Source organism: Pseudomonas sp. GW456-L12 (assembly GCF_059424045.1).
In genome coordinates this window covers 14,922-33,432 of sequence record NZ_JBWKZA010000036.1, presented here as the reverse complement: position 1 = coordinate 33,432, position 18,511 = coordinate 14,922, and the positions used below count along the sequence as shown (strand labels likewise).

At 63.3% G+C, this 18,511-nt stretch carries 15 protein-coding genes and 1 pseudogene; 9 read left to right on the top strand and 7 right to left on the bottom strand.

Annotated elements, in window-relative coordinates; translation table 11 throughout:
* Positions 1–146 precede the first annotated feature (146 nt).
* The 4 genes from AC07Y9_RS28300 to antA form a co-directional block, all read right to left on the bottom strand.
* Positions 147–1,544 (bottom strand): amino acid permease, encoded by a 1,398-nt coding sequence (locus AC07Y9_RS28300; protein ID WP_102680984.1) that lies wholly within the window; start codon positions 1,542–1,544, stop codon positions 147–149.
* A 73-nt stretch (positions 1,545–1,617) separates the two neighbouring features.
* On the bottom strand, positions 1,618–2,637 hold the full coding sequence (antC, locus tag AC07Y9_RS28295; RefSeq protein WP_102680985.1) for an anthranilate 1,2-dioxygenase electron transfer component AntC: 1,020 nt from the start codon (positions 2,635–2,637) through the stop codon (positions 1,618–1,620).
* A gap of 12 nt (positions 2,638–2,649) precedes the next feature.
* On the bottom strand, positions 2,650–3,141 hold the full coding sequence (gene antB, locus AC07Y9_RS28290; RefSeq protein ID WP_102680986.1) for an anthranilate 1,2-dioxygenase small subunit: 492 nt from the start codon (positions 3,139–3,141) through the stop codon (positions 2,650–2,652).
* Positions 3,142–3,143: 2 nt separating this feature from the next.
* Entirely contained in the window at positions 3,144–4,529 is a 1,386-nt protein-coding gene (gene antA / locus AC07Y9_RS28285) for an anthranilate 1,2-dioxygenase large subunit (RefSeq protein WP_102680987.1), read from the bottom strand.
* 496 nt (positions 4,530–5,025) lie between these two features.
* Between antA and AC07Y9_RS28280 the strand changes: the two genes are divergently transcribed.
* On the top strand, positions 5,026–6,039 hold the full coding sequence (locus AC07Y9_RS28280) for an AraC family transcriptional regulator (RefSeq protein ID WP_102680988.1): 1,014 nt from the start codon (positions 5,026–5,028) through the stop codon (positions 6,037–6,039).
* A gap of 3 nt (positions 6,040–6,042) precedes the next feature.
* On the opposite strand, the gene AC07Y9_RS28275 is transcribed toward AC07Y9_RS28280, so the two are convergent.
* Positions 6,043–6,516, bottom strand: coding sequence for an Lrp/AsnC family transcriptional regulator (locus AC07Y9_RS28275; RefSeq protein WP_007927404.1), 474 nt, complete (start codon positions 6,514–6,516; stop codon positions 6,043–6,045).
* A gap of 187 nt (positions 6,517–6,703) precedes the next feature.
* On the opposite strand from AC07Y9_RS28275, the gene kynU reads away from it, so the two are divergent.
* The 3 genes and pseudogenes from kynU (at position 6,704) to AC07Y9_RS28260 (ending at position 10,880) form a co-directional block, all read left to right on the top strand.
* Positions 6,704–7,954, top strand: a complete 1,251-nt coding sequence (gene kynU / locus AC07Y9_RS28270; RefSeq protein WP_102680989.1) for a kynureninase — start codon at positions 6,704–6,706, stop codon at positions 7,952–7,954.
* 105 nt (positions 7,955–8,059) lie between these two features.
* The gene (locus AC07Y9_RS28265; protein ID WP_085529774.1) at positions 8,060–9,373 is read left to right on the top strand and encodes an OprD family porin; all 1,314 of its coding nucleotides are present in this window, start codon (positions 8,060–8,062) and stop codon (positions 9,371–9,373) included.
* Between the two features lie 86 nt (positions 9,374–9,459).
* A pseudogene (locus AC07Y9_RS28260) lies at positions 9,460–10,880 on the top strand (amino acid permease).
* Between the two features lie 93 nt (positions 10,881–10,973).
* Here the strand turns inward: AC07Y9_RS28260 and AC07Y9_RS28255 are convergent.
* Positions 10,974–11,858, bottom strand: a complete 885-nt coding sequence (locus AC07Y9_RS28255; protein ID WP_102680991.1) for a LysR family transcriptional regulator — start codon at positions 11,856–11,858, stop codon at positions 10,974–10,976.
* A gap of 198 nt (positions 11,859–12,056) precedes the next feature.
* Between AC07Y9_RS28255 and AC07Y9_RS28250 the strand changes: the two genes are divergently transcribed.
* A complete protein-coding gene (locus AC07Y9_RS28250; RefSeq protein WP_102680992.1) occupies positions 12,057–12,821 on the top strand; it encodes a sulfite exporter TauE/SafE family protein in 765 nt (254 codons plus the stop codon).
* Here the strand turns inward: AC07Y9_RS28250 and AC07Y9_RS28245 are convergent.
* A complete protein-coding gene (locus AC07Y9_RS28245) occupies positions 12,811–13,125 on the bottom strand; it encodes a putative quinol monooxygenase (protein ID WP_016704181.1) in 315 nt (104 codons plus the stop codon). The two genes, AC07Y9_RS28250 and AC07Y9_RS28245, sit on opposite strands and share 11 nt — an antisense overlap.
* Before the next feature lie 204 nt (positions 13,126–13,329).
* Between AC07Y9_RS28245 and mdaB the strand changes: the two genes are divergently transcribed.
* The 4 genes from mdaB (at position 13,330) to AC07Y9_RS28225 (ending at position 18,505) form a co-directional block, all read left to right on the top strand.
* Entirely contained in the window at positions 13,330–13,920 is a 591-nt protein-coding gene (gene mdaB, locus AC07Y9_RS28240; protein ID WP_007927414.1) for an NADPH:quinone oxidoreductase MdaB, read from the top strand.
* Between the two features lie 170 nt (positions 13,921–14,090).
* A complete protein-coding gene (locus AC07Y9_RS28235) occupies positions 14,091–15,002 on the top strand; it encodes a LysR family transcriptional regulator (RefSeq protein ID WP_102680993.1) in 912 nt (303 codons plus the stop codon).
* 171 nt (positions 15,003–15,173) lie between these two features.
* Positions 15,174–16,841, top strand: coding sequence for a gamma-glutamyltransferase (gene ggt / locus AC07Y9_RS28230; protein WP_102680994.1), 1,668 nt, complete (start codon positions 15,174–15,176; stop codon positions 16,839–16,841).
* Positions 16,842–17,155: 314 nt separating this feature from the next.
* Positions 17,156–18,505: a GntT/GntP/DsdX family permease gene (locus AC07Y9_RS28225; RefSeq protein ID WP_102680996.1), complete on the top strand. Its 1,350-nt coding sequence runs from the start codon at positions 17,156–17,158 to the stop codon at positions 18,503–18,505.
* The last annotated feature ends 6 nt before the right edge of the window (positions 18,506–18,511 follow it).

Sequence of the window (18,511 nt, the reverse complement as noted above, 5' to 3'; positions counted from 1 at the left end):
CGGGCCTTTTTGTTTATGCCAATCCCTGTAGCCGCTGCCGCAGGCTGCGATAGGTCCGCAGGACCTCCGGCGTCCTCAAGATCGCTGCGACCGTACCGGTCGATCGCAGCCTGCGGCAGCGGCTACAGGGTCATGTGCCGCCGTTGTCAGGCCACCGCCCGCGTACCAGTCCTGGCCACCCGCAGGCGGTAGAACACCCAGATCAGCGCAACCCACACCGGGATGGCGTAGACCGACACCCGTATGCCGGGAATCATCAGCATCACGCTGACGATCATCAGCATGAAGGCCAGGCACAGGTAGTTGCTGAACGGAAACCAGAAGGTCTTGAACGACGGCACTATGCCTTGCTGGCCCATGGACTTGCGGAACTTCAGGTGGGTCAGGCTGATCAGGGCCCAGTTGATCATCAGCGAGGCAACGACCAGCGCCATCAGCAGTTCCAGGGCTTCTTGCGGCGCCAGGTAGTTGACCACCACGCAAAGCAGGGTGATCAGCGCCGAAACGCCCAGGGCCAGCAGCGGCACGCCCTGTTTGTTCAGCTTCATCATCGCCTTGGGCGCGTCGCCCTGTTCGGCCAGGCCGTAGAGCATGCGGCTGTTGCAGTACACGCCGCTGTTGTACACCGACAGCGCCGCGGTCAGGACCACGAAGTTGAGGATGTGCGCGGCGGTGTCGCTGCCGATCAGGGCAAAGATCTGCACGAACGGGCTGCCGCTGTAGGAGTCGCCGGAAGCGTTGAGGGTCTGCAGCAACTGGTCCCAGGGGTACAGCGACAGCAGCACGGTGAGGGCGCCGACGTAGAAGATCAGCACCCGGTACACCACCTGGTTGATCGCCTTGGGGATCACCTTGCGTGGCTCGCTTGCCTCGGCGGCGGTGATGCCCACCAGTTCCAGGCCGCCGAAGGAAAACATGATGAAGGCCATGGCCATCAGCAGGCCGGTGCCGCCATTGGGGAAGAACCCGCCGTGGCTCCACAGGTTGCTCACCGCCGCCTGCGGGCCGCCGCTGCCGCTGGCCAGCATGTAGCAGCCCAGGGCGATCATGCCGATGATGGCCACCACCTTGATGATGGCGAACCAGAACTCGGCTTCGCCGAAGAACTTCACGTTCATCATGTTGATCAGGTTGACCAGCACGAAGAACACCGCCGCGCTGACCCAGGACGGGATTTCCGGCCACCAGAACTGCACGTACTTGCCCACGGCCGTGAGTTCGGCCATGCCCACCAGCACGTACAGCACCCAATAGTTCCAGCCGGCGAGAAAGCCGAAGTAACCGCCCCAGTATTTGTGCGCGAAGTGGCTGAAGGACCCGGCCACCGGTTCCTCGACGATCATTTCGCCGAGCTGGCGCATGATCAGGAAGGCGATGAATCCGGCTATCGCATAACCGAGGATCATCGAAGGGCCGGCGGACTTGAGCACGCCGGCGGAGCCCAGGAACAGTCCGGTGCCGATCGCCCCGCCCAGGGCAATCAGCTGAATATGGCGGTTCTTCAAGCCACGCTTGAGTTCGCCGGGTTTCAGGATGTCATCCACTAATCACGCTCTCTTCTCATTGTTATCGGATCTGTCCGTATTCGCGGCCAGATCGCGGCTGACGGCGGACGGATCAGATATTACTCTCGGTGAACTTCTCGTAATACAGCTGAACGCTCTCAAGTTGCTGATCTTGCAACCAGTTCTTGATCGACTCGACCATCGGTGGCGGTCCGCAGACGTACATGTCCACCGGAGCATCGCGCAGTACGCTGCAATCGAAATGCTCGGCGATATAACCGCGCTTGCCCGGCCAGTCCGCCGTCGGCTCGCTGATCACCGGAGTGTAGCGAAAGCCCGGCAGTTGGCCGGCATAAGCCTCGATACGCGCGGTTTCGCACAGGTCGGCGACGTTGCGCACCCCGTAGTACAGGTGCACCGGCTGGGTGCAGCCGTCGGCGGCCAGTTGCTCGAGCATGGCCAGCAGCGCCGACAGCCCGGTGCCGCCGGCCACCAGCACCAGCGGCCGGACGATATGGCGCAGGTAGAAGGCGCCCAGCGGTGCCTCCAGCTCGATGCGGTCGCCGACCTGGCAGCGTTCGCGGATGTAATTGCTCATTGCCCCGTCGGGCAGCAGGCGCAGGAGGAATTGCAGTTGCTGGCTGCCCGAGCGGTTGGCGAACGAGTAGGAGCGTTTGCTCGACGTGCCGGGGACCGACAGCCGAGCGTATTGCCCCGGCAGGAAGTCCAGCGCCGCCTGCCCCTCGTCGAGCTGCAGTTGCAGGATCGCCGTGCTGTCGGAGACCTGGCGCACTGCGCTGACTGTGGCGCCGAGCTGTGCGGGCCCCGCGGCGCTGCACAGGCTGGAATCGAAGTCGAAGTAGAAGGTGGCATCGGACTGCACCCGGGTCTGGCAACTGAGCATCTTGCGCTGCTCCAGGTCGGCGCTGGAAAGGGCTTCCTCGTCCACGTAGTCCTGGCTGTAGGTGCCCGATTCGCAGCGGCCCTGGCAGGTGCCGCAGACACCCTCGCGGCAGTCGAGGGGAATCTTGATGCCGTTGCGCAGGGCGGCGTCGAGCAGTATTTCGTTGGCGTTTACAGGGAAGAACAGCGTCTTGCCGTCGGCAAAGCTGAACGCGACCTTGTGGTTCATGCCCGGTCTCCGTCAGAGGTGGTAGAAATCGAGCACCGAGTTGATGGTGTCGTTGAGCAGCAGCACATGCTTGCGAGTGATCAGCCAGCTGTCGCCGTGGGCCTTGAGGCTGTAGGTGGCATGGCCGAAGAACTGCTCGGCGGTGGCCAGGCGATAGAACAGCGTGTGCCAGTTCAGCCGCACTTGCAGGCTGCCGTCGGCCAGCTCGGCGATTCGCACGTTGCTGATGTTGTGCAGGGTGCGCGGCATCGGAATGGTTGAGGCGGCCTTGCCGGTGCGGATACGGAACACCCGATCTTCCAGGCCCGAGCGGTTGGCGTAGTAGATCAGCGACATGCCCCGTTTGGGGTCGGTGGTATAGACATGCTCGGAGTCCCACTGCGGCAGGTGGAACTCGCTCTGCGGGTCGAAGAGTTCGAGGTAGGCATCCCAGTCCTGGGCGTCGCACAGCTCGGACTTGCGGTAGAAAAACTGCTCGATACGGTATTGCAGTTGCGCACTCATGTTCACACCTCACGCAGTTTCAGGGATTGCCGGGCCAGCCCGTCGAGGAGGAATCTCTGCCAGTTGCGGTGCTGGTTGACGTACAGCCCTTCGTGGGTGAACTCAGTACCGGTCATGGCCGGCTGGATGCCGATGGCCTCGCTGTTGCGGGTCGGCCCGGTTTCCCAGCGGTGGCTGCCGCGGGAGATATCGCTCCAGCGTTCCAGGCGGCCCTGGAAACCGCGCTGGGCTTCGCGGAATTCCACCAGGTCGTCGGGGGTGCCCATGCCCGAGACGTTGAAGAAGTCCTCGAACTGGCGGATGCGGTTTTCCCGGTCGGCGTCGGACTCGCCTTTGACCCCGATGCACTGGCTGATGATCTCGGTCTTGTTCCAGGCCAGCGGGCGGATGATCCGCAGCTGCGAGCTGATCTGGTCGAGGAAGAACAGGCTCGGGTAGACGTTGAGGTTGCGCAGGCGGTGCATCATCCATTCGGCCTTTTCCTGGCCGTACTCCTCCACCAGCCGCGGCATGATGGTGGTGTAGCCGGAGCGCACCGCAGGGTTGGGCATGTCGCTGAACAGCACGCTGTGGCCGTTGTTGAAGGCGAACCAGCCGTCGTCGGTGTTGGCGTCGCCGGCGCCGAGCTTGCTGTAGTCGAGGGTGGCGCTGGCGCCGCCGTTCTCGCTGTTGACCTGCTGGCGGTGCTGCACCGTGGCCACGTAGTTGTAGTGCACGGTGCTCACGTGATAACCGTCGAGGCCGTTCTCGTTCTGCAGTTTCCAGTTGCCGTCGTAGGTGTAGGCGGACTTGCCGGGCAGGACTTCCAGTTCACCGGTGGGCGACTGGGCGACCATCATGTCGAAGAACACCTTGGCGTCGCCGAGGAAGTCCTCCAGGGAGTTGTCGGCGTGGACGTCGAGGCTGATGAAGACGAAGCCCTTGTAGCTGTCGATGCGGGCCTTCTTCAGGCCGCGGGTGGCCTTGTCGAAGCCTTCGGGGTATTCCCCCGGCGCCTTGACCTTCACCAGGCGCCCGTCGCTCTTGTAGCACCAGGCATGGAACGGGCAGGTGAAGGTGGACTGGTTGCCCTTGCCGACCCGGGTCAGGGTGGTGCCGCGGTGCTGGCAGGCGTTGATCAGCGCGTTGAGCCGGCCTTCGCCGTCGCGTGTGATGATCATCGGCTGGCGCCCGGCGCGCATGGTGACGAAGTCGTGGTTGTTGGCCAGCTCGCTTTCGTGGCAGGCGTAGATCCAGTTCTTCTCGAAGATCAGTTCCATCTCCAGGTCGAACAGCTCGGGTTCGGTGAACATGTCCCGGGCGATGCGGAACACGCCGTCGTCCGGACGAAAATCCAGGCAGCCGTCGATGAAGCTTTTCCATTGTTCTGTGTTTCTTGCACCACTCATGAGTGAGTACCTTTCTTGTTCAGGCCAATCGGTGCATGCATTAGAGAGAGTGCGGGGCAGGGGTGGCTATCCGCTTAGTCGGCCAAGGCCATCCACAAAATTGAACGGTCCTGCGGGCTTCTGTAGGAGCGAAGCTTGCTCGCGATAAACGATCATGCGGTGCATCTGCCAAAACGCGCCGTACCCATCGCGGGCAAGCCTCGCTCCTACGGGCGCGTGGGGTAACACCTGGGGGCTGAATACCCATGGCCTGCGTCCCAGGCGATCAACGGCTGCACCGCGATGTCGCGATGAGCTACTGTTTGGCGCAGTCTTGCGTGGGTTTTGCGCACCGGGTGGACGGGTTCTATCCACTTAGTCGGCGATTGCTATCCAGTCGGTTGGCAGTGCCGGGCGGTGGCGCAAAACTTGCTGTCGGCTGTTGCAAGCAAGCCAGTACTTCAAGCCAGACGCGCCGTCAGAGCGCGCAAAAAAATATTGCCGTGGGTGCGCCGTGATGAATAGCAAGGCTGATTCGCAGTTTCGCGATATTCGTATCGATCGCTACGACCTCGAGGGGGCGAGAAGCTGGATGTCTGGCATTTGCGGGCCGCATCGGCTCGAGACCGCGACCCCCGAGCGCATCCGCTTTCACCACAGCGCCAACGTGTTCAAGTCGCGGGCCACGACCCTGGGCACCATCGAGTACGGCACCGACGTCACCATCGATATCGAAGACGCCGAGCGCTTCAGCAGCTACAGCCTGAGCCTGCCGCTGAGCGGCGATCAGGAACTGAGCAAGGACGGCCGGCTGCTGCGCTCCAACCGCGACCAGGGGGTGATCATCGCGCCCAATGAAAGCCAGATGCTGGCGATCTCCGGCGACTGCCGCAAAGTCCAGGTGGTGATTACCCGGGCGGCCATGAGCGAGGCCCTCGAAGCCTTGCTGCAACGCCCGCCGCAAGCGCCGCTGCGCTTCGAGGCGGTGATGGATGCGGTGGAGGGGGCGTCGGCGTCCTGGTGGCGCATGGCGCGGTATTTCATCGCCGAGCTGGAGCGCAGCAGCGAGCTGTACGAACAGCTGGCCTTCACCCGGGACCTGGAAAACTCCTTGATCAAGGGCCTGATCCTGGCCCAGCCGAATAACTACTCGGCGGAGCTGCGCGAGGTGCTGGAGGTCAAGTTGCCCCACTACCTGGTCCGCGCCCGCCAGTACATTCACGCCAACGCCCGCGAACCGCTGGGCCTGGAAGACCTGGAAGCCGCCGCCGGGGTTTCGCGCTTCAAGCTGTTCGAGGCCTTCAAGAAGTATTTCGCCCTGTCGCCGATGGTCTACCTGAAGAAGTACCGGCTCAACGCGGTGCGCCAGGAGATCCTCGAACACGGCTCGGCGCGGACCATTTCCGAGATCGCCCTGGGCTGGGGCTTCAGCCATCTGGGGCGGTTCTCCGCCGAATACCGCAAGCTGTTCGGCGAGTCGCCCAGCGTCACCCTGCAGCGCCACGATGCGCGGCGCCTGGGTGGTTTCTAGCAGTTACTTGCGCAACACCAGGTCCAGCAGGCCGTCCTGTTCCTTGATTTTCTGCAGGACGATTTCCGAGCGGATGTCGGTGACCCCGGACGTGCGGTTCAGGTGATTGACGATGAAATCCGAGAAGTGCTTGAGGTTGCGCGCCTGGACCCGCAGCACATAGTTGCTGGCGCCGGTGACCACATAGGCGGTCACCACTTCCGGCCACTGCTGGACCTTCTTGATAAAGGTCTCGTGCCAGTCCGCCACGTCCTGGCGCAGCGACACATGAACGATGGCCTCCAACTCGATCCCCAAACGCTCGGCATTCAGTACCGCGCGGTAGCCGCTGATGATGCCTTCGCCCTCCAGCAGGCGCAGGCGACGCAGGCAGGCCGAGGGCGAGAGGGCGACTTTCTCCGCCAGCTCCTGGTTGCTGATACGGCCGTCCTGTTGCAGGAAGTGCAGGATTCGCAGGTCTGTCGAGTCGAGAATCATGGTTGGCATTTATCCGCGTTTTTTTAAGTTGTAGTCGAATAATCTTCGAGACTGTGCCGCTCTCATAGCGCATTTTGCACGAAAATTCTCCAGGGCTTCGTTCATTATTTCTTCACCGCGCAGCCGCCGATGCCGCCCCTGGCATGGCGTGTGCCGCCGCATGCCTTAGTGAAAAACAGGACTTCCCATGACAACAAGAAACCACTGCCTGGCCCTCGACGCACAGGACCCGCTGGCACCGCTGCGCAACCAGTTCGCGCTGCCCGACGGGGTGATCTATCTCGACGGCAACTCCCTCGGCGCCCGCCCGGTCGCGGCCCTGCAACGGGCGCAACAGGTGATTGCCGAGGAATGGGGCAATGGCCTGATCCGCAGCTGGAACACTGCCGGCTGGCGCGACCTGTCGCAGCGCCTGGGCGACCGCCTGGCCAAACTGATCGGCGCCGATGCCAACGAAGTGGTGATCACCGACACCACCTCGATCAACCTGTTCAAGGTGCTCAGCGCCGCCTTGCGGGTGCAGGCGCTCAAGGCGCCGCAGCGGCGGGTGATCGTCAGCGAGAGCAGCAACTTTCCCAGCGACCTGTACATCGCCGAAGGCCTGACCGAGATGCTGCAGCAGGGCTATTCCCTGCGCCTGGTGGACAGCCCCGAGGCGCTGCCCCAGGCCATTGGCGAAGACACCGCGGTGGTCATGCTGACCCACGTCAACTACAAGACCGGCTACATGCACGACATGCAGGCGGTGACCGCGCTGACCCACGAATGCGGCGCGTTGAGCCTATGGGACCTGGCCCACTCCGCCGGCGCGGTGCCGGTGGACCTGAAGCAGGCCGGCGCCGACTACGCCATCGGCTGCACCTACAAATACCTCAACGGCGGCCCGGGCTCGCAAGCCTTCGCCTGGGTCTCGCCGGCCGTCTGCGACCTGGTCAGGCAGCCGTTGGCCGGCTGGTTCGGCCATGCGCGGCAGTTCGACATGGAAGTGCAATACCAGCCGAGCAGCGGCATCGCCCGCTACCTGTGCGGCACCCAGCCGATCACGTCGCTGGCCATGGTCGAGTGCGGCCTGGAGATCTTCGAGCAGACCGACATGGCCAGCCTGCGGCGCAAGTCTTTGGCCTTGACCGACCTGTTCATCGAACTGGTGGAACAGCGCTGCGCGGCCCATGGCCTGAAGCTGGTCACCCCGCGCGAACACGACAAGCGCGGCAGCCATGTCAGCTTCGAACACCCCGAAGGTTATGCGGTGATCCAGGCCCTGATCGCCCGGGGCGTGATCGGCGACTACCGCGAACCGCGGATCATGCGCTTCGGCTTCACGCCGCTGTACACCCGCTTCAGCGAAGTCTGGGACGCGGTGCAGATCCTCGGTGAAATCCTCGACCAGAAAACCTGGTCCCAAGCGCAGTTCCAGGTGCGCCACAGCGTCACCTGATACCCCTGGCCTCGTTGTCCTGCCGTGGCGATTTTTTCGGCGGCGGGGCTTCGGTCGCCTCCAATAAAGCGTTCTGAGAAAACATAATAATAAGGAACATGCAGAATGAAACCGCCTCTCTGGTCAGCCTTGCCGCTTGCCATCAGTACTTGTCTCGGCCAACTGGCGTACGCCGCCTCCGACCATGGATTCGTCGAAGACAGCAGCCTGACCCTGACTAACCGCAACTTCTATTTCTATCGCAACAACCTCAACAACCCCGGCGCCCAGAACTATCGGAACGAGTGGGCTCATGGGGTCCTGCTGGATTACCGATCCGGCTATACCCAGGGAACCGTGGGCTTCGGCATCGACGCCTTCGCGCAGGTGGGGATTAAACTCGACAGCGGCAAGGGGCGTAGCGGTACGGGTTTGTTGCCACTCGACTCCGACGGTCGCGCCGAGGATGAATACTCCGAAGCGGGCGGTGCGCTCAAGATGCGGATCTCGAAAACCGAACTCAAATACGGCAACCTGACACCGCTCAACCCGGTGTTCGGCACGGGCAACGCGCGACTGTTCACTCAACAGGCTAACGGCTTTCAGCTGACCAGCAGCGAGTTGAACGGCCTGCTGCTCGACGCCGGGCACTTCACTTCAGGCAACGACAGTGCATCGACCAATGACGACGGCGCCCTCAAAGCCTTGTATGCCGGCGTGGAAACCCGCAGCGTCGATTACCTGGGTGGCGTCTATAGCCTGAACGACCAGTTAAGCGTCAGCCTGTACGGCTCGCAGTTCACCGATATCTGGCGGCAGTACTATGCCAATGCCAGCTACACCTACCCAGTCAGCGCAAGCCAGTCGCTGAACCTTGACTTCAATATCTACCGCACCAACGACACCGGCCAGAGCCTGGCCGGGAAGATCGACAATACCACCTGGTCGCTGGCCGGTTCCTACAAGGTCGGCGCACATCGCTTGACCCTGGCCTATCAACGCGTCGATGGCGATGAACCGTTCGATTATCTGGGTTTCGATCAGCAGCCGGGCACCTCGATTTTTCTCGCCAACTCAATACAGATCGTTGATTTCAACGCACCCAACGAACGTTCCTGGCAACTGCGATATGACTTGGACATGGCGCCTTTCGGTGTGCCGGGGCTGAGTTTCATGTCGCGGTATGTCAGCGGCGATCATATCGACGACAGCCACTATGACGGTGGCGTCAATGGCGCCTATGGCCGTTACGGTAGCGACGGAAAACGCTGGGAACGGGACATTGAAGCGCGCTACATCGTGCAGTCCGGCAAGGCCAAGGACCTGTCGCTGCGAGTGCGCCAGGGCTCGCTGCGTTCAACCAGCCAGGTGGCTCGAGCGGATACCACCGACAACAATGAAGTTCGACTCATTATCGAATATCCGCTGAGTATTTTCTGATCCATTCGCTGCCGCATATGACGGCCCCAGGCATCACCCCAACGATGTGCTCTCTTCAAGAAAGACAATATTCAGAGGACAGAAACATGAACGATAACACCGGCTTTGAAGCCATATCCAAGCGTGAGCATGGCCTCAGGCGCCAGCTCACGGCCGGGCAGATGAGCATGATCGCCATCGGCGGGGCGATCGGCACTGGGCTGTTCATGGGCAGTGCCTACGCCATCGGTTACGCCGGGCCCAGCGTGCTGCTCAGCTACGCCATCGGCGCGCTGATCACCCTGCTGCTGATGGGCTGCCTGGCGGAAATGACCGTGGCCCATTCCACCTCCGGCTCCTTCGGCGCCTACGCCGAGTTCTACATCAGCCCGCTGGCCGGGTTCCTGGTGCGCTATGCCTATTGGGCGGCCATCGTGCTGGCGGTCGGCGCCGAGGTCACGGCCATCGCCATGTACATGAAGTACTGGTTCGCCCACGTGCCGGAATGGGTGTGGATCGTCTCGTTCTCCAGCGTGCTGATCCTGCTCAACGCCATCAGCGTGAAAACCTTCGGCAACTTCGAGTACTGGTTCTCCACCATCAAGATCGCCGCCATCGTCGGCTTCATCATCCTCGCGGTGTACGTGGTGTTCGGCTCCGGCAATGCCGACTACGGCCTGCACAATTACACCGCCCACGGCGGCTTTTTTCCCCACGGTGTGCAGGGCATGTGGATCGCGGTGATCGTCTCGATCTTCAGCTACCTGAGCGTGGAGATGATCGCGGTGGCCGCCGGCGAAGCCGAGGATCCGCAGCGGGCGGTGAAAAAGGCCTTTCGCGCGACCATGGTGCGGCTGGTGGTGTTCTACCTGCTGACCCTGGCGCTGATGCTGGCCATCGTGCCCTGGGTCCAGGCCGGCAAGGCGCAGAGCCCGTTCGTCACGGTGATGCAGACCATCGGCATTCCCGGCGCCACCGGGGTGATGAACTTCGTGATCCTGATCGCCGCGCTGTCGGCGATGAACAGCCAGCTCTACATCACCACACGCATGATGTTCAGCCTGTCCCGCGGCGGTTATGCGCCCAAGTCCATGGGCGCCCTGAGCAAGAGCGGCATCCCGTTGAACGCCTTGCTGCTGTCCAGCTCGGGCATCGGCCTGGCGACCCTGATCAACGTGCTGTACCCGGAAAGCTCGTTCACCCTGATGATGGCGATCTCGATGTTCGGCGCGATCTTCACCTGGTTCATGATCTTCCTCACGCACTACTGCTTCCGCCGTTACCACCAGCGCCATGGCGAGCAACAGCTGTCGTTCCGCATGCGCCTGTTCCCCTGGAGCACGTTGCTGGGCCTGGTGCTGATGGGCGCGGTGATGATCACCACCTACTTCACCGAGGCCTTCAAGATGACCCTGGTGTTCGGCGTGCCGTTCCTGCTGATCCTGACGGCGGTCTACTTCGCCTGCTTCAGAAAAAACCGGGCCGCCGCCGAGCTGAACCCATCCAAGGTCTGACCCCAAACCTGTAGGAGCGAAGCTTGCTCGCGATCCGCGCAGCGGCCATTTACCGCAGCGTTGCGACGAACGCTATTCGCGAGCAATCGAGCGTCGACCGGCTGCTCCTACAGGTGGCCCAGCGCTTCCAGGAGGGCCTTGGCGTAGGGCGGCAGGGCGTTGAAGTCGCGGGCGCAGAGCAGCAACTTGCGTTGCGCCCAGGCCTCCACCAGCGGCAGCACGTTGAGCGACGCATCCGGCCCCCGGCGTTCGATGGCGGCGCGGGGCACCACGGCCAATCCGGCGCCCCGGGCGACCATGCGCATGACTCCGTCGAAGCCGTCGGCGCGGATGCGGATCGCCATCCGCAGCCCCAGGTGCAGGGCCTGTTCTTCCAGGTATACGGCCAGGGCGCTGTGGGCGGCGAGGCCGACATAGTCGTGGTGCAGGCTGTCGCTGAAACTCACCGCCCGGCCGTCCGCCAGCGGGTGGTGGGCGGGCAGGACCAGCACCAGCGGGTCGTCGCGAAACGCCAGGGTCTGCAGGTCCTGGGTATCCACCGCGTCGGAGACTATCCCCAGGTCCGCCGCGCCTTGGCGCAGGGCGTGGGTGATGCGCAGGCTGGGCAGTTCCTGCAGGTCGATGTCGAGGTTGGGGTGGGCGCAGAGAAAGTCCGCCAGCGGCTCCGGCAGGTATTCGGTGATCGCCGTGGTGTTACACAACAGGCGCACCTGGCCTTTGACGCCCCGGGCATATTCGGCCAGGTCCTGGCGCAGGTGCTCGGCCTGTTGCAGCAGGCCGCGCGCGTGCTGGGCCAGGGCCTTGCCGGCGGGCGTCGGGCTCACGCCTCGGCGGCCGCGCTGCAGGAACTCGGTGCCCAGGGACGCTTCCATGGCGCGGATTCGCGCGCTGGCCGCGGCCAGGGACAAATGGCTGCGGCTGGCGCCGGCGGTGATATTGCCGGCGTCGAGGATGTTCAAGTACAGGCGCAGGTCGGTCAGGTCGAAGTGCATGGGGTGTCCTTGATAACGCCGCTTTGCGGCTATCGCGGGCAAGCCTCGCTCCTACAGATGATGGTCTTCTGTAGGAGCGAGGCTTGCCCGCGATAGGGCCATCACAGCCACTGAAAATCTACAGCCTCTCGCCAAACAAGAGGCTTCCTCAGTATATGGCAGATTTTCAGCCCACCGCCGCGGGCGCAGGATAGCGTCATGAACACTTCCCTCGCGTTTTACCAGAACCTCGGTTTGCTCCTGTCCCTGCTGGTGATCGGCACCTTTGTCCTGGCCGGCATGATCAAGGGTGTGATCGGCCTCGGCCTGCCGACCATCGCCATGGGCCTGCTCGGCCTGGCTATGGCGCCAACGCAGGCTGCGGCGCTGTTGATCATCCCGGCGACCCTGACCAATGTCTGGCAGCTGGCATTCGGTGGGCATCTGTGGACGTTGCTCAAGCGCTTGTGGCCGCTGCTGCTGGCGATATTCATCGGCACTGGCCTGGGCAGCCTGTGGCTGGGCATCGACGGTGGGCATTGGGTGGTGCGGGCGCTGGGGGCGGCGTTATTGCTCTATGCCCTGAGCGGATTGCTGCTGCCGACCCTGCGGCTGCGGCCGCGAATGGAAGCCTGGCTGGGCCCGGCCTGTGGCCTGGTGACGGGCGTCATCACCTCGGCCACCGGGGTGTTCGTGATTCCGGCGGTGCCTTATCTACAGGCGTTGGGGCTGCACAAGGACGAACTGGTGCAGGCCCTGGGGCTGTCGTTCACCGTCTCGACCCTGGCCCTGGCGGCCGGCCTGTACTGGCGCGGCGCCCTGGGCGGCGGCGAACTCAGCGCCTCGCTGCTGGCCCTGATCCCCGCCCTGCTCGGCATGTGGCTGGGCCAGGCACTGCGCCAGCGCATCAGCGCCGTGCTGTTCAAGCGGGTGTTTTTCAGCGGCCTGGCCCTGCTTGGTGCCCATCTACTAATCAGCGGCTAGCGGACGACGGGCTGAGCATGTCGATGCGGCGGATATCGAAGTCGCGCTCCAGGTAATCCATGCGCTTGTCGAAGAACGCCTTCATGTGCGGCAGGTTGGAGTGCACGTCCAGGTGCGCCTGGGATTCCCAGATCTCATAGAAGATGAACAGGCTCGGGTCCTGCTGGTCGCGCAGCATGTGGTATTCGATGCAGCCGGGTTCGGCGCGGCTTGGCTCGACATAGGCGCGAAACAGCGCCTCGAAGGCCTCGGACATTTCCGGGCGGGTCTTGGCGTGAAGGATAAAACCGTGCTGTTCGGACATGCTGCGTTCCTGGGTAAAGGGAGTTTTAAAAATTCTACGACACGAATCCGCCGTCTATTCGTGCGTATTGGTCAAATGCTTTTTGCCTGGATCGCGCTTATTCATATCGTCTTTCAACGATATTCTCCGCCCCATCGTTTTTTAATCTTCTCGACCCGGCCCTGCAGCGCAGCGCCAAAGGGTTGTTCCTGATGAGGCTGGCTCATGAAAAAAGTACTGTTGCTCAACGGTGGCAAGAAGTTCGCCCACTCCGACGGCCGCTACAACGCGACCCTGCATGAAGCCGCGGTGGCGGTGCTGGACCGTGGCGGCGTGGACGTCAAAGTCACCCACATCGACGAGGGCTACGACATCCAGGAAGAAGTGGCCAAGTTCCTCTGGGCCGACGTGATCGTCTACCAGATGCCGGGCTGGTGGATGGGCGCGCCGTGGATCGTGAAAAAGTACATCGACGAAGTCTTCACCGAGGGCCACGGCAGCCTCTACGCCAGCGATGGTCGCACCCGTTCCGATGCCTCGCAGAAGTACGGCAGCGGCGGCCTGATCCACGACAAGCAGTACATGCTGTCGCTGACCTGGAACGCTCCGCAGCAAGCCTTCGACGACCCGACCGACTTCTTCGAAGCCAAGGGCGTGGACGCGGTGTACTTCCCGTTCCACAAGGCCAACCAGTTCCTCGGCATGCGCGGCCTGCCGACCTTCCTTTGTGTCGACGTGATGAAGCGCCCGAACATCGAGGCCGACGTGCAGCGCTACGAAGAACACCTCAAGGCGGTGTTCAACCTCCCCGCGTAAATCCGGCTACTATCGGTGGCGTGCCACAAGCCTGATACAGGATGTAGCCGCTGCCGCAGGCTGCGATCGCCACCGAAGGGGGCGCAAGGTCGTGAGATCGCTGAAGGCCTTCGGCCTTATCGCAGCCTGCGGCAGCGGCTACAGGCGCCCAACCGAGATAGAGGACTTACGTGAAAGCCAGATCCGACGAACTCCAGATCTTCGTCTGCGTCATCGAGTGCGGTTCGATTTCCGCGGCGGCCGAGCAGGTCGGGCAGACGCCGTCGGCGGTCAGCCGCACCCTGTCGCGCCTGGAAACCAAGCTCGACACCACGCTGATCAACCGCACCACGCGGCGCATGGACCTGACCGAAGAGGGCAAGTATTTCTTCGAGCAGGCCAAGCTGATCCTCGACCAGATGGACGAACTCGAAGAGCGCCTGTCGTCCCGCCAGCAGACGCCGTCCGGGCGCCTGCGCATCAACGCCGCCTCGCCGTTCATGCTGCATGCCATCGTGCCCTACATCGCCGAGTTCCGAAGCCTGTACCCGGACATCCAGCTGGAGCTCAACAGCAACGACCTGATCATCGACCTGCTGGAGCAGAGCACCGATATCGCGATCCGCATCGGCACCCTGGCGGACTCGACCCTGCACGCGCGTTCGCTCGGTTGCAGCCCGCTGCACATCCTCGCCAGCCCCGACTACCTGAAGCGGCACGGCACACCCGCCAGCGTGGCCGAGCTGAGCGACCATACCCTGCTGGGCTTCACCCAGACCGAAACCCTCAACGACTGGCCGCTGCGCCATGTGCACGGTGACCGCTGGCCGATCCAGCCGGGCATCAGCGCCTCCAGCGGCGAGACGGTGCGCCATCTGGCGCTGGCAGGGCAGGGCATCGCCTGCCTGTCGCACTTCATGACCATCGACGACATCCGCGCCGGGCGCCTCACGCCGCTCCTCGCCCAGTTCAACAGCGGCTATCGCCAGCCGATCAACGCCGTGTACTACCGCAACTCGCAGCTGGCCCTGCGCATCCAGTGCTTCCTCGACTTTATCCAGGGCAAGCTGGCCGAGTACGCCAACCCGCAGTTCGAAGGCTGAACCGGGCTCCTGTCGCCGCCTGCCGGTGCGCCATCGCGGTTGCGACCTGACTGATCCATCCACGACAAACGGCTGCCTGCGGGCGGCCGTTTTGCGCTTGCCGTTTGCTCGAATCGCACCAATACGCCTAAGGTTCGTCTGGCCTGATAACAACTAAAAAGGACGGACTCCATGCGTATCCTGCTGTGCAAAACCCTGGCCCTGAGCGTGGCGATCGCTGTCAGCTCGCCGACCTTCGCCGCGTTGCTGGAAGGTGGCGCGGTCGCCGCGCCGAACCAATATGGCGCCGATGTCGCGGCGCAGATTCTGAAGAAAGGCGGCAACGCGGTGGATGCCGCGGTCGCCACCGCCTTCACCCTGGCGGTGACCTACCCCGAGGCCGGCAACATTGGCGGCGGCGGTTTCATGACCCTGTTCATCGACGGCAAACCCTACTTCCTCGACTACCGCGAAACCGCGCCCAAGGCCGCGACCCGCGACATGTACCTGAACGAAAAAGGCGAGGTCATCGAAAACCTCAGCCTGGTCGGCGCGCGCGCCGCCGGGGTGCCGGGCACGGTGATGGGCCTGTGGGAGGCGCACAAGAAGTTCGGCAAGTTGCCCTGGAGCGAGTTGATCACCCCGGCGGTGGGCTATGCGAAAAACGGTTTCAAGGTCGCCGACAAGCAGTACCAGTACCGCGAGGACGCGCTGAAGCTGTTCAAGGACAGCACCAATTTCGGCGACTATTTCGGCAGCATGAAAGTCGGCGAAACCTTCCGTCAGCCGGAGCTGGCCGCGACCCTGGAACGCATCGCCGACCAGGGCGTCAAGGAGTTCTACGAGGGCAAGACCGCCGACCTGCTGGTGGCGCAGATGCAGGCCGACAAAGGCCTGATCACCAAGCAGGACCTGCAGGACTACAAGGTCGCCTGGCGTGAGCCGCTGCAGGTCAACTGGCGTGGCAACACCCTGTACACCGCGCCGCCGCCCAGCTCCGGCGGCGTCGCCCTGGCGCAACTGATGACCATCAAGGAAGAACGCACGGCGGACTTCAAGGGTGTCGAGCTGAACTCGGCCAAGTACATCCACCTGCTGGCGGAAATCGAAAAGCGCGTGTTCGCCGACCGCGCCGACTACCTTGGCGACCCGGCGTTCTCCGAGGTGCCGGTCAAGCAGCTGACCGATCCGGCCTACCTGAAAAAACGCGCCGCCGAGATCAACCCGACGGCCATCTCGCCCACCGAAAAAGTCCGCCCGGGCCTGGAGCGGCACCAGACCACCCACTTCTCCATCGTCGATGCCGACGGCAACGCGGTGAGCAATACCTACACCCTCAACTGGGACTACGGCAGCGGCGTGGTGGTCAAGGGCGCGGGCTTCCTGCTCAACGATGAAATGGACGATTTCAGCGCCAAGCCCGGGGTGGCCAACGCCTTTGGCGTGGTCGGCGGCGACGCCAACGCCATCGCGCCGGGCAAGCGCATGCTGTCGTCCATGAGCCCGAGCCTGGTGACCCGCGACGGCAAGGTCACCCTGGTGCTGGGCACGCCGGGCGGGTCGCGGATCTTCACCTCGATCTTCCAGGTGCTGAACAACCTCTACGACTTCGACCTGCCGCTGGAAAAAGCCGTGGCCGCGCAGCGCGTGCATCACCAGTTGCTGCCCAAGGACACCATCTACTACGACGCCTACGCACCACTCACCGGCAAGGTCGCCGACGAGCTGAAAGCCCTGGGCTACACCCTGGAAGACCAGGGCTGGGAGATGGGCGATATCCAGGCGATCCGGGTCACCGGCAGCCAGCTGGAAACGGCCTCCGACCCGCGCGGACGTGGCGTGGGCAAAGTCGTCAAATAACCTGTCCCTGTAGGAGCGAGCTTGCTCGCGATGGCGTCCTGCCTGACCCACCGCGTGGTCCTGATCGCGAGCAAGCTTCGCTCCTACAGAAAGCCATTCCTCCCCGTGGCCACTGGCTGCGGGGTTCTGCTCCTTGCGCTACAGCGGATGAAAATACCCCTCGCCGATTTTCATTATTCGCGACACGACTTATCTGTCCGCGACAAAGCGTGTCTCTGTGCGAAAGTTACTTTCATGTGGTTTGAAAATCATGTCACGAAATGATTTATGAGTTTCACAAGCATTCGACGTGACCCTTTTTCGAGGAGTACCGCATGACACCTGCATCGGGCTACTGGCTGCTGGGCTATGCCGCCATCGCCATCATCGCGCTGATCGTCCTGATCGCGCGCTACCGGATCAATCCGTTCATTGTCATCACCCTGGTCTCGGTGGGCCTGGCGCTGATGGCCGGGCTGCCGCCGTCCGGCGTGGTCGGGGCCTACGAGGCGGGTGTCGGCAAGACCCTCGGGCACATCGCCCTGGTGGTGGCCCTGGGCACCATGCTCGGCAAGATGATGGCCGAGTCCGGTGGCGCGGAGCAGGTGGCGCGGACCCTGATCGACCGTTTCGGCGAGCGCAACGCGCACTGGGCGATGGTCTGCATCGCCTTCCTGGTGGGCCTGCCGCTGTTCTTCGAGGTCGGTTTCGTGTTGCTGGTGCCGATCGCCTTCACCGTGGCGAAGCGTGTCGGTGTGTCGATCCTGATGGTCGGCCTGCCGATGGTCGCCGGCCTGTCGGTGGTGCATGCCCTGGTGCCGCCGCACCCGGCGGCGATGCTGGCGGTGCAGGCCTACCAGGCGTCGGTGGGGCAGACCTTGCTGTACGCGATCCTGATCGGCATTCCCACGGCGATCATCGCCGGCCCCCTGTACGCCAAGTTCATCGTGCCACGCATCCAGCTGCCGGCGGAAAACCCGCTGGCGCGCCAGTTCCTCGACCGTGAGCCGCGCACCCGCCTGCCCAGTTTCTCGATCACCATGGCCACCATCCTGTTGCCGGTGGTGCTGATGCTGATCGGCGGCTGGGCCAACCTGATTTCCACCCCGGGCAGTGGCCTCAACCAGTTCCTGCTGTTTATCGGCAACTCGGTGATCGCCCTGTTACTGGCCACCCTGCTGAGCTTCTGGACCCTCGGCCTGGCCCAGGGCTTCAACCGCGAATCGATCCTCAGGTTTACCAACGAATGCCTGGCGCCGACCGCCAGCATCACCTTGCTGGTGGGCGCCGGCGGCGGCCTCAACCGGATCCTGGTGGACGCCGGGGTCACCGACCAGATCGTCGGCCTGGCCCATGAATTCCAGCTGTCGCCGCTGCTGATGGGCTGGCTGTTCGCCGCGCTGATGCGCATCGCCACCGGCTCGGCCACCGTGGCCATGACCACCGCTTCGGGCGTGGTAGCGCCGGTGGCCATCGGCCTGGGCTATCCGCACCCGGAACTGCTGGTGCTGGCCACCGGCGCCGGCTCGGTGATCTTCTCCCACGTCAACGACGGCGGCTTTTGGCTGATCAAGGAATACTTCAATATGACCGTGACCCAGACCTTCAAGACCTGGACGGTGCTGGAGACCCTGATCTCGGTGGTCGCCTTCGCCCTGACCGTCGGTCTTGCCCAACTGCTTTGAGCCCAG